Raw genomic sequence first — 10,061 nt, 5'->3', positions numbered from 1 at the left:
GATCAGCAGCCGGTACCGCTGGACCCCCCGGAGCCCCATCACCTGCCCGGCCCGCAGCAGCGACGGCGCCACGTAGTCGATGCCGGAGACCAGGCCGCCCGCGATGGACGGCGCCGCGCCCAGGATGATCACGAACATGATCGCCGACTCGCTGATGCCGTAGAGCAGCATCGCGAAGGGGAACCAGACGATGGACGGCATGGTCTGCAGGCCCGTGATCAGCGACCCGATCGCCACGCGCAGCGTGCGTACCTGGGCCACCGCCACGCCGACGAGGACCCCGACCACCAGCGCCAGGGCGAAGCCCGTCAGGGCGCGCCGCATGGTGACGCCCACGGCCTCCCAGAACTCGGCGGACGTGACCTCCCGCGACAGGACGGGCAGCACCCGGTCCGGCCCGGGAAAGACCCACTCCGACCGCCATCCGGACCACACGACCGCCTGCCAGGCGACCAGGACGACGGCCACGGCGGCCAGTTTGGGCCAGGCCGCCGACCAGACGCGCCGCGCGACCTCGCCCGCGCCGCGTCGGCCGCGCTCGGGCTGGAGTTCGAGCGCGTCGAGGCCCTGGACCTGGCGGTCCCGGGTGTCGGTGTCAGGCATGGCGCGAGACCTCCTGGCGGAGTCGGTCGGTGATCACCGCGGCCTGGCCGGCGATCAGCGCCGAGTCGATCCGGCGGGGGCGCTCGCCCTCCACCGGGAACTCGTCGATCACGCGGCCGGGGCGGCTGGAGAGCAGCACGACCCGGTCGCCCAGGCGCACCGCCTCCCGGACGTTGTGGGTGACGAACAGGACCGTGAGCCGCCGCTCCTGCCAGATGCGCTCCAGTTCGTCGTGGAGGATGTCGCGGGTCATGGCGTCCAGGGCGCCGAAGGGCTCGTCCATGAGCAGGACGTCCGCGTCCTGGGCCAGGGCGCGGGCCATGGCCACGCGCTGGCGCATGCCGCCGGAGAGCTCGTGGGGGCGCTTGCGCGCGAACCCGGTCAGCCGGACCAGTTCCAGGAGTTCGGCGACACGCTCGCGGCGCTCGGCCTTGGGTAGGCCGTTGACCTTCATGGGGACCTCGATGTTGGCGCCCACGGTCAGCCACGGGAAGAGCGCGGCCTCCTGGAACATCATCGCCACCTTGTGGCCCGCCGTGTCCACGCTGCCGGTGGTGGGCCGGTCCAGCCCGGCCACCAGGGAGAGCAGGGTGCTCTTGCCGCATCCGGAGGCGCCCACGATGGACAGGAACTCGTGCTCGCCGACGGAGACGGACATACCGTCGATGGCGGTCACGGAGCCCGCGCCCTCGCCGAAGACCTTGGAGATCGTGTCGACCTCCACGGCGCTGACGCGCGTCGGGGTGTCGGTGATGGTGGTCATGGGCCTCATCAGCCTTCCAGCCCGGAGACCGGGTCGCGGCCGTCCTCCGCGAGGAGGCCGTCGAGCGGGTCCAGGGCGTAGATTCCGGTCAGGTCGACGGGGTCGAGCAGGCCGACGGCCTCGGCCCGCTCGGCCCCGGTGAACAGCGACGGGGCGACGGGGTCGACGGTGAAGGCGATCCGGTCGAAGGCGGCTTCGGTGACCTCGTCCGACAGCCGGGACCCGGTGAGCCCCTCCAGGTGGTCGCCCGCCACGCGCCGGGCCCGTTCGGGGTGGGCGTTGATCCAGTCGACGGTCTCCAGGTGGCCGCGCAGCAGGTCCTCGACCAGGTCGGGCTCGCGGGCGAGGAACTCGGAGCCGACCACCAGGTGTGCGGTGACGAAGGCGCCGTCGGTCTCGGCCCAGGTGTCGGCCTCGTCGACGAGCAGGTGGGCGTCGCCTCGGGTGAGCAGACGGCTCAGGTGGGGTTCGGGCAGCCAGGCGCCGTCGATCTCGCCGAGTTCGAAGGCGTCCACGATCTCGGCGGGCGGCTGCGGGAGGATGGACAGGTCGCCGCCTCCGGCCGTGTCCACGTCCCACCCCTGTTCGTCGGCGAACGCGCGCAGGGCGACGTCCTGGGTGTTGCCGAGCTGCGGACTGGCGACGGTGGCGCCGCGCAGGTCGTCGACGCTCGTGATGTCGTCGCGTGTGACGAGGCCGGCCCCTCCGGAGGCCGCCCCGGCGATGACGCGCAGCCCCTGCCCCTCGGACTGGGCCCAGCCGTTCACGGCGGGGTTGGGGCCGACGAACGCGACGTCGACCTCCCCGGAGAAGACGGCGTTGATCGCGTCCGGCCCCGCGTTGAACACCCGGGTGTCGAAGTCGACGCCGTCGCCGAGGGCGTCGGCCAGGGTGCCCCGCTCCACACCGACCATGGCCGGGGCGTGGGCGACGTTGGGGAAGTAGCCGAGCGTCAGGGAGGGGCCGTCGTCCTCCGTGAGCGCCCCACAGCCGGTGACGGCCATGGCCAGGGCCAGGCAGGCCGCGAGCACTCCCGTCGGGCGCGAGGGCGGTCGCATGAGAGGAGGCCCCTTTCCGGCCGCTGTCGAGGTCTGACGAAACTCTACTTAATAAGTAGGTTTTGTGGAAGCCGGGCGCGGAAGCCCCCGGACCGCGACGACCAGCCCGAACGACGGCGCGCGGCCACCCGGAGTAACCCCACAACCGAAGAAAACCGCAGTTCAGGCGCACTGGCGAGGACGACACCCCGACCATTGGTCACCGAACGCACTCTCCCGTACCACGCGCCTCCCACGCCACCAGGAGAGTGATCCGTGTCACCCGCCCCGCACGGGAGTGCCGACCCGCCCCGAACACGACGCGAGGGTGGTGGAGCCGACCGGCTCCACCACCCTCGCGGGGACGCTGTGGGACTGTGTTCGTCGTGGGCCTGCCGCTTGGCTTCGGCCCGCCCGTCGCCCGCCACCGCCCGAGGGACCGCTCCGCGGCGGAGCGGACACCCTCAACCGGCGCCTGACGGCGCGGCACTCACTCTGTTCGGGCGCCTGGAGCGACCGCTCCGGGCAACGGTCCCTAATCCGTCTCGACGACGTCCTCGTCCTTCACCACCGCGCCGTCGGCGTCGACGGGCAGGACGACGCCCTGCCAGGTGTTCTCGACGTACTCCAGGACCCGCTCGTCGTGCAGGAGCTCGACCAGCTGGAGGATCCGCTCGTCCTCGGCGTTCTCCGCCAGGGTCACCAGGCCGTTGGCGTAGGTCTCGACGTAGTCCTCACCCTCGGGCTCCCAGGCCAGGACGTTGGCGTCCTCGGTCAGCCCGGCCTCGATCGCGTAGTTGCCGTTGACGATCGCGGCGTCCACGTCGGCGATGGAGCGCGGCAGCTGGGCGGCCTCCAGCGGCATGACGACGAGACCCTGGGGGTTGTCGGTGATGTCGTTCTCGGTGGCGGACTCCCCGGCCTCCGGATCGACCGTCACGAGACCCTCGGCCTCGAGGATGCGCAGGGCGCGGTTGAGGTTGGCGGGGTCGTTGGGGACCGCGATCTCGGCACCCTCGGGCAGGTCCTCCAGGGACTCGACGCTCTCGGAGTACAGGCCGAGGCGCTCGATGTGCACGTCGGTGACGTAGGAGAACTCGGCGTCGGGGCCGTTCTCCTGCCATTCGGCGAGGAAGGCGCGGTGCTGGAAGTAGTTGGCGTCCAGCTCCCCCTCGGCCAGGGCCGCGTTGGGGGTGTTGTAGTCGGAGATCTCCTGGATCTCCAGGTCCAGCCCGGCCTCCTCGGCGAGGTTCTCGTCGATGAAGGTGAGGATGTCGCCGTGCGGCACGGGGCTCACCCCGATCCGGAGCGCCCCGGCCTCGGCGGCCTCGCTGGCGGCCTGCTCGCTGGGAGCGCCACAGGCGGCGAGCGCCAGGGTGACGGCTGCGGCGCCGATGACGGTCGGGGTCGTGCGCATGGTGCACTCCTTCGTGCTCATGGGGTGGCGGACCTGGGAGGGGCCGGTCAGGGGGGCTCCGGGCGCCCGCGGGACCAGTCCGCCGACGGGCGGGTTCGTCCGAGCACGAGACTATCCCACCCTTTTGGTAGGAAATTACGTTTCGCCCAGCTCAGAGCGTGGGATCCCCCACACGCGAACGGCCCGCCACGGTTCCCCGGGCACGGCGGAAAACGCCTGGCTCCGGCTCACCCGCTGCCCTAACCTGGCCGCGACCACCGACCTCCTATCCGAACACGGTGAGCATGAACGACACCAGACTCCGCAGGCTCGGCCGCTCCGACCTGTACGTCTCCCCGCTCTGTCTGGGCGGCAACGTCTTCGGTTGGACCGCGGACGAGACCGCCTCGTTCCAGGTCCTGGACGCCTACACAGCGGCCGGGGGCACCATCGTCGACACCGCGGACGTCTACTCCGCGTGGGTCGAGGGCCACCGGGGCGGGGAGTCGGAGACCGTCATCGGCGCGTGGCTCGCCGCCCGCGGCCGCCCCGACGACCTGGTCATCGCGACCAAGGTCAGCCAGCACCCCGAGTTCCGCGGCCTGTCCCGCGCCAACGTCCGGGCCGCGGCCCACGCCTCGCTCCACCGGCTGGGCGTGCGGACCATCGACCTGTACTACGCGCACTTCGACGACCGCGACACCCCGCTGGCCGAGAGCGCGGAGGCCTTCTCCTCCCTCGTCGACGAGGGCGTCATCCGCTACATCGGCCTGTCCAACCACAGCCCGGACCGGATCCGGGAGTGGCTGGACATCTGCGCGGACCGAGGCCTGCACGCCCCGGTGTGCGTCCAGCCCCACTACAACCTGATGGAACGCGGCATCGAGACCGACCTGGTCCCCCTCGCCCAGGAGCGCGGGCTGGCGCTGCTCCCCTACTTCGGTCTGGCCCGGGGCTTCCTCACCGGCAAGTACCGCCCCGGCGGCCCGGATGTGGACAGCCCTCGCGCCGGGAGCGCCCGAGCCTACCTCGACCGACCGCGCGGTGAACGCGTACTGGAGGCACTGGACGCGATCGCGGCCGAGCACGGCGTGCCCCAGGCATCCGTGGCCCTGGCCTGGTTGGCCGACCGGCCGGGCGTGGTGTCGGCGATCGCGAGCGCGCGCGACACCGCCCAGTTGGAGGGCCTGCTCCCGGTCCACGGTCTGAAGCTGACCGAAGAGGAGTCGGACCGGCTGACGAAGACCTCCGCCTGACGCGGCCCGGTGCGGGGGCGCGCCCTCGCACCGGGTCCGACACTCGCCGCCGACCGAGGCCGTCGGCCGGGCCCCGTGCGCTCAGGCCGGTTCGGGTTCGGGCTCGGGTCCGGGCGGTTCGGGAACCGGGCCGGGAGGCTTGGGCTCCGGGTCCGGCGGGGGCGGCGGTACGGGCGTCGGGGGGAACGGGTCCGGCGGCATCGGGTCGGGATAGCGCTCGACCGCGCCGTGGGTACGGGTGTGCATGGTCCGTCCTCCTCCCGGATCGTCAGGCCGGGGATGTACATCCAGCTACCCGCCGGGTGCCGCGGGGAAACCGCGCGCGGTGACGGAGGGGTGAAGCCCGGACCCGCCTCGGCCGGGTTCCCCGGCTGAAAGCCGCCGTGATGGGAGGATGGCCGCGACCCGAGTCCGCCGACGTCAGGGGCCTTTTTCGTGATCTACGTCGCCGCTCCCGCCCGCTACGACACGATGCCGCGGCGCCGGTGCGGCCGCAGCGGACTGTATCTTCCGGTGCTGTCGCTCGGCCTGTGGCACGGCTTCGGGGAGGACCGGGGGTTCGAGGCCCAGCGCGCGGTCCTCCTGCGCGCCTTCGACCTGGGTGTGACCCACTTCGACGTGGCGGGCACCCAGGGGCCGCCCGTCGGAGCCGCCGAGGAGACCCTTGGCCGCGTGCTCACCCGTGAACTGCGCCGATACCGGGACGAGGTGGTCGTCACGACCAAGGCGGGGGGCTCCGCGTGGCGCGGTCCCTACGGAGGGGGCGGTTCCCGGAAGGCGGTGCTGGCCGGTCTCGACCGGAGCCTGACCCGGCTGGGACTCGACCACGTGGACGTCTTCCACCACGACCACCCGGACCCCGACACCCCGTTGGAGGAGACCATGGGCGCCCTGGACACGGCCGTGCGCCGGGGTAAGGCCCTGTACGCGGGGGTGTCCGGCTACTCCCCCGAGCTGACGCGGCGGGCGTCCGGGATCCTCCGCCGCCTGGGCACGCCGATGCTCGTGCACCAGACGCCCTACTCCATGTTCGACCGACGGGCGGAGGACGGTCTGCTGGAGGTGCTCGACGACCTCGGCACGGGGTGCGTCGCCGACGCGCCCCTGGCGCGGGGGCTGCTCTCCCACCGCCACCTGAGGAGCGCACCGGAGGATTCCCGCCCCGACGAGGCGCGTCCCCTCCCCTCCGGCGAGCCGATCACCGAGAACGTGTGGGAGCGGGTCCGCGCCCTGGAGGGCGTCGCCGGGCGACGGGGACAGACCCTCGCGCAGATGGCGCTCGCCTGGGTGCTGCGCGACGAACGTGTGACCTCAGCAGTGGTCGGCGCGACCGGTGTCGCCCAGTTGGAGGACGACGTGGCCGCCGTGGGCGCGCTGGACCTCACCGACGCCGAACTCGCCGAGATCGAGCCGCACGCCCGGGCGGACTGAGCCGGGCACCGGGCTCCGCCGTCGGCGTTTGTCCGCCGGGGCGCCGGGTAGTGGAAGGACCCGTCTCCCCGGTGGGAGGAGGGACCATGGAATGGCCGACCCTGGGCTGGCTGATCGGCGTGCTGGTGGCCCTGGCCGTCCCGGTCGTGGTGATCCTCGTCGTCATCGGCGTCATCTCCCTCGAACAGGCCCGCGCCCGGCGAAGCGCCTCTCCGGATGACTGGAGCGAGGAGCCGGACGGGCGACGCTATCCGACCGGATGGGAGGAGCCCGGGGAATCGGGCGGCGCCTCGTCCGGGGAAACGGGCGAGGATCCCGGTGAGCCGGGCGGCCCATCGCCCGGGGCGGGCCCGCCCGACCGGCCTCGGTCCTGACCGCGCCGCGCGGAACCGGTCAGGGGGCACCCGCGGACCGGGTGCGCGCGTGGTGCCGCGCCGCCTTGGCCCGGTTGCCGCACCCGGCCATGGAGCACCAGCGCCGGGTGCCGTTCCGGGACGTGTCGAAGAAGTGGAGGACGCAGGCGGGGTTGGCGCACCCGCGGATGCGCTCCGGGGCGTCGAGCAGGTCGAGGTAGTCGGCGGCCGCGGTCCAGGCGGGCCCCCACGCGGGGTCGTCGAACTCGACGGTGGCCGCCGGGATCCCGTCGCGCAGCAGTCTGCGCACGAGGCCGTGGCCGAGGACCTCGTTGAGCCGCGCGGCCGCCTCGGTGTCCTCGGGCGCGTCCACGAGCACGGCCAGGGCGTCGCGGGTGGTCAGCACCCGTTCCAGCGTCCGACCGTCGACGGCGAACCGCGTGTCCAGGCCCGTCTCGCCCAGCCACTGGCGCAGACCGTCGATCCCGTCGAGCAGGTCGTGCGGGGTCGCCCCCTCGACCCACCGGGTGTTGAGCAGGTCCATGGCGACCGGCTCGCCGACCAGCGGTCGCCGCCTCGTGACCGTCGAAGCCATCACTCTTCCGCCTCGCGCATCGTCCCAGGCCCGCGTCAGCGTGGGGCCGTCTGGATCGTACCAAGGACGCCGCCTAACCCTTCAAATTCACTTGATCGGTTGCAGCATCGCAATCTAACCCCTAATATCCAGATAGCCGGTTAGAACGATCGGCGAACCCGAGAGAAGGTGTGCTGTGGCACTGACCGAGGTGAAGACCGGGCACGTGGGTCTCAACGTCACCGACATCGAGCGGTCCGTGGACTTCTACGCGCTGGCCCTGGAGTTCGAGGTGATGGGCCGGGGCACGGAGGAGGGGCGCGAGTTCGCCTTCCTCGGCCGGGACGGCGAACTCGTCCTGACCCTGTGGCGACAGGCCTCGGAGCCGTTCCAAGGGGACGTGTCCGGCCTGCACCACCTGTCCTTCCAGGTGGAGACGGTCGAGGAAGTACGCGGGGTGGAGGCACGGCTGCGCGCGTCGGACGTCCGGTTCGCCTACGACGGCGTGGTCCCGCACGGCGAGGGCGCCTCCTCCGGGGGCGTGTTCTTCCACGACCCGGACGGCATCCGGCTGGAGGTCTACGCACCCACCGGCGCCGAGGGGACCAAGGCCCCGGTCGCCTCCGCGCCCACCTGCGGTTTCTTCTGATCGACCCGCATTCCGCGGCGCCCCGCCCCGGGGCGCCGCCCCCCGCGAACAAGGAAGAAGGACGACGGCATGGGCACCTACCACCCGGGGGAGCGAGCCGTACAGGCCCGCAGCGGTCTGACGGACCCGGCCGATCACGCGGGCCGGTCCATCCGCGCCACCATCCCCGACGTCGCCGCGCGGTTCCTCGCCGCACAGCGCGTGCTCGTCCTGGGAGCGGCCGACCACGACGGTCGTGTGTGGTCCTCGCTGCTCACCGGGGATCCCGGATTCCTCCGCGTGCGTGACGAGCGCACCGTCGACGTCGCCGCGGCGCTCCGCGACGCCGACCCCCTGGCCGGGGTCCTCCGTGACGGCACCGTCCAGGTCGGCGCGATCGCCCTCGACCCGGTGGCCAGACGCCGCATGCGCGTCAACGGCACGGCGCGCGGCCTCGCCCCCGAGGGACTGCGCGTCACGGCCGACCAGGTGTACGCCAACTGCCCGAAGTACATCCAGCGGCGGGAACTGACGCCCTCCACGACGGCGGACGCCGCGCCGACGAGGGGCGGGCGTCTGACCGGGGCGCAGCAGGAGGTCCTGCGGCGGGCGGACACGTTCTTCGTCGCGACCGCCGGTGCCTCGGGGGCGGCCGACGCCAGCCACCGGGGCGGCGACCCGGGGTTCCTGACGGTGCACTCCCCCGAGCTGCTCAGCTGGCCGGACTACACCGGCAACGCCATGTTCATGACCCTGGGCAACCTCTGGGTCAACCCCCGGGCCGGGCTCCTCGTGCCCGACTGGGAGACCGGGGACCTGCTCCAGATCACCGGAACGGCACGGGTCCGCTGGGCGGACGGCACCCCCGGCGCCCCGCGCTCGGTCGAGTTCACGGTGGAGGAGGTGGTCGCCAGCCCCGGGGCGGGCCTCCTCTCCCCCGGCCCGCCCGAGTACTCCCGCGCCAACCCGCCGGTCGCGGCCGCCACGGCGGACTGACCGGCGCCCCGCCCCGGAACGTGCGCCGCGCGACGACGGCTGTCAGGATGCGATGAGCACGAGCAGGGATCGGGAGGACACATGGATCTGGGCATCGCCGGTAAGGTCGCACTGGTCACCGCCGCCAGCTCCGGGCTCGGCCGCGCCATGGCCGTCGCCCTGGCGGCCGGGGGGGTCGACGTGGCCGTCACCGGCCGTGACCCGGAGCGGCTGGAGGCCACCGTCACGGCCTGCGCCGAACTCGGCGTCCGCGCCACGGGAACGGTCTGGGACCTGTCCGACCACGGCCGGGCCGGTGAGGTCGCCGCGCGCACGGCCGAGGAACTGGGACCGGTCGACATCCTGGTCAACAACACCGGCGGTCCGCCGCCCACCCCCGCCCTCGGGCAGGACACACGACTGTGGCAGGAGCAGTACGCGGCGATGGTCCTCCCGGTCATCGCGCTCACCGACACCGTCGTGGGCGGCATGCGCGAACGCCGTTGGGGCCGGATCATCACGAGCACCTCGTCGGGCGCGGTCGCGCCGATCCCGAACCTCGGAGTCTCCAACACCCTGCGTTCCTCTCTGCACGCCTGGTCCAAGACCGTGGCCCGCGAACTGGCGCCGTTCGGGGTGACGGCCAACGTCATCGTGCCCGGGAAGGTGGCCACGGCGCGCACCGACGCCCTGGACCGGGCAAGGGCCGAGCGCGAGGGCCGCCCCCTGGCCGAGGTCGAGGCCGACTCGCGGGCCGCCATCCCGGCGGGACGGTACGGCGACCCGGAGGAGTACGGAGCGGTGGCCGCCTTCCTGGCCAGCGAGCGGGCCGCCTACGTCACCGGGTCGACGGTCCGCGTCGACGGAGGGCTGATCCCCACGCTCTGACCGCCCTTGGTGAGGTGAAATCCCCAGCAAACGTGCACCAAGTAGCGCTTTCCTCCCCTCCGTTCGCCCATCCGGGTGTTTGTCTGGAACCGGCACTGGGCCACGGAGACGGAGGGGCACGATGGCGGACGCGGACGAACGGGAGCCCGGATCGGAG

At 72.9% G+C, this 10,061-nt stretch carries 12 protein-coding genes; 6 read left to right on the top strand and 6 right to left on the bottom strand.

Translation table 11 applies throughout. The annotated features are described in order from the left end of the window. The 4 genes from D471_RS32755 to D471_RS0103030 form a co-directional block, all read right to left on the bottom strand. Positions 1-603: ABC transporter permease (locus tag D471_RS32755; protein WP_017597262.1), on the bottom strand; the 603-nt coding region annotated here is incomplete at its 3' end. Beyond that, positions 596-1,366 (bottom strand): ABC transporter ATP-binding protein, encoded by a 771-nt coding sequence (locus D471_RS0103040; RefSeq protein WP_017597261.1) that lies wholly within the window; start codon positions 1,364-1,366, stop codon positions 596-598. The genes D471_RS0103040 and D471_RS32755, both read right to left, overlap by 8 nt. Positions 1,367-1,374: 8 nt before the next feature. Continuing rightward, a complete protein-coding gene (locus D471_RS0103035) occupies positions 1,375-2,424 on the bottom strand; it encodes an ABC transporter substrate-binding protein (protein WP_026127352.1) in 1,050 nt (349 codons plus the stop codon). Between the two features lie 514 nt (positions 2,425-2,938). After that, positions 2,939-3,820 (bottom strand): MetQ/NlpA family ABC transporter substrate-binding protein, encoded by an 882-nt coding sequence (locus D471_RS0103030; protein ID WP_017597259.1) that lies wholly within the window; start codon positions 3,818-3,820, stop codon positions 2,939-2,941. 284 nt (positions 3,821-4,104) lie between these two features. Between D471_RS0103030 and D471_RS0103025 the strand changes: the two genes are divergently transcribed. Further along, positions 4,105-5,055 (top strand): aldo/keto reductase, encoded by a 951-nt coding sequence (locus tag D471_RS0103025; protein ID WP_017597258.1) that lies wholly within the window; start codon positions 4,105-4,107, stop codon positions 5,053-5,055. Between the two features lie 81 nt (positions 5,056-5,136). Here D471_RS0103025 and D471_RS40705 read toward each other — a convergent pair whose 3' ends face one another. Next, positions 5,137-5,301 (bottom strand): hypothetical protein, encoded by a 165-nt coding sequence (locus D471_RS40705; RefSeq protein ID WP_017597257.1) that lies wholly within the window; start codon positions 5,299-5,301, stop codon positions 5,137-5,139. A 189-nt stretch (positions 5,302-5,490) separates the two neighbouring features. On the opposite strand from D471_RS40705, the gene D471_RS0103015 reads away from it, so the two are divergent. Both D471_RS0103015 and D471_RS0103010 read left to right on the top strand, forming a co-directional pair. Further along, complete coding sequence (locus D471_RS0103015; RefSeq protein WP_017597256.1) at positions 5,491-6,486, top strand: aldo/keto reductase; 996 nt, start codon at positions 5,491-5,493, stop codon at positions 6,484-6,486. An 86-nt stretch (positions 6,487-6,572) separates the two neighbouring features. Further along, positions 6,573-6,860 carry a hypothetical protein gene (locus D471_RS0103010; RefSeq protein WP_017597255.1) on the top strand — a complete coding sequence of 96 codons (288 nt, stop codon included), beginning with the start codon at positions 6,573-6,575 and terminating at the stop codon, positions 6,858-6,860. A 19-nt stretch (positions 6,861-6,879) separates the two neighbouring features. Here the strand turns inward: D471_RS0103010 and D471_RS0103005 are convergent, their stop codons facing one another. Then, entirely contained in the window at positions 6,880-7,434 is a 555-nt protein-coding gene (locus D471_RS0103005; protein ID WP_017597254.1) for a CGNR zinc finger domain-containing protein, read from the bottom strand. Positions 7,435-7,615: 181 nt separating this feature from the next. Here D471_RS0103005 and D471_RS0103000 point away from each other — a divergent pair, with 181 nt between their 5' ends. The 3 genes from D471_RS0103000 to D471_RS0102990 all read left to right on the top strand — a co-directional run bounded on the left by D471_RS0103000 (position 7,616) and on the right by D471_RS0102990 (position 9,904). Then, positions 7,616-8,062 carry a VOC family protein gene (locus tag D471_RS0103000; RefSeq protein WP_040688090.1) on the top strand — a complete coding sequence of 149 codons (447 nt, stop codon included), beginning with the start codon at positions 7,616-7,618 and terminating at the stop codon, positions 8,060-8,062. 69 nt (positions 8,063-8,131) lie between these two features. Continuing rightward, a complete protein-coding gene (locus D471_RS0102995; RefSeq protein WP_017597252.1) occupies positions 8,132-9,037 on the top strand; it encodes a pyridoxamine 5'-phosphate oxidase family protein in 906 nt (301 codons plus the stop codon). A gap of 81 nt (positions 9,038-9,118) precedes the next feature. Further along, the gene (locus D471_RS0102990; RefSeq protein WP_017597251.1) at positions 9,119-9,904 is read left to right on the top strand and encodes an SDR family oxidoreductase; all 786 of its coding nucleotides are present in this window, start codon (positions 9,119-9,121) and stop codon (positions 9,902-9,904) included. The last annotated feature ends 157 nt before the right edge of the window (positions 9,905-10,061 follow it).

Source organism: Nocardiopsis lucentensis DSM 44048, from assembly GCF_000341125.1.
Lineage (GTDB): Bacteria > Actinomycetota > Actinomycetes > Streptosporangiales > Streptosporangiaceae > Nocardiopsis > Nocardiopsis lucentensis.
This window is presented reverse-complemented; position numbering and strand designations above follow the sequence as displayed.

Bases quoted from the DNA above. Each gene is read 5' to 3' on its own strand.
- D471_RS0102995 (WP_017597252.1), top strand. From the start codon at position 8,132: ATGGGCACCTACCACCCGGGGGAGCGAGCCGTACAGGCCCGCAGCGGT.
- D471_RS0103010 (WP_017597255.1), top strand. From the start codon at position 6,573: ATGGAATGGCCGACCCTGGGCTGGCTGATCGGCGTGCTGGTGGCCCTG.
- D471_RS0103005 (WP_017597254.1), bottom strand. From the start codon at position 7,434: ATGGCTTCGACGGTCACGAGGCGGCGACCGCTGGTCGGCGAGCCGGTC.
- D471_RS0102990 (WP_017597251.1), top strand. From the start codon at position 9,119: ATGGATCTGGGCATCGCCGGTAAGGTCGCACTGGTCACCGCCGCCAGC.
- D471_RS0103040 (WP_017597261.1), bottom strand. From the start codon at position 1,366: ATGACCACCATCACCGACACCCCGACGCGCGTCAGCGCCGTGGAGGTC.
- D471_RS0103030 (WP_017597259.1), bottom strand. From the start codon at position 3,820: ATGCGCACGACCCCGACCGTCATCGGCGCCGCAGCCGTCACCCTGGCG.
- D471_RS40705 (WP_017597257.1), bottom strand. From the start codon at position 5,301: ATGCACACCCGTACCCACGGCGCGGTCGAGCGCTATCCCGACCCGATG.
- D471_RS0103025 (WP_017597258.1), top strand. From the start codon at position 4,105: ATGAACGACACCAGACTCCGCAGGCTCGGCCGCTCCGACCTGTACGTC.
- D471_RS0103035 (WP_026127352.1), bottom strand. From the start codon at position 2,424: ATGCGACCGCCCTCGCGCCCGACGGGAGTGCTCGCGGCCTGCCTGGCC.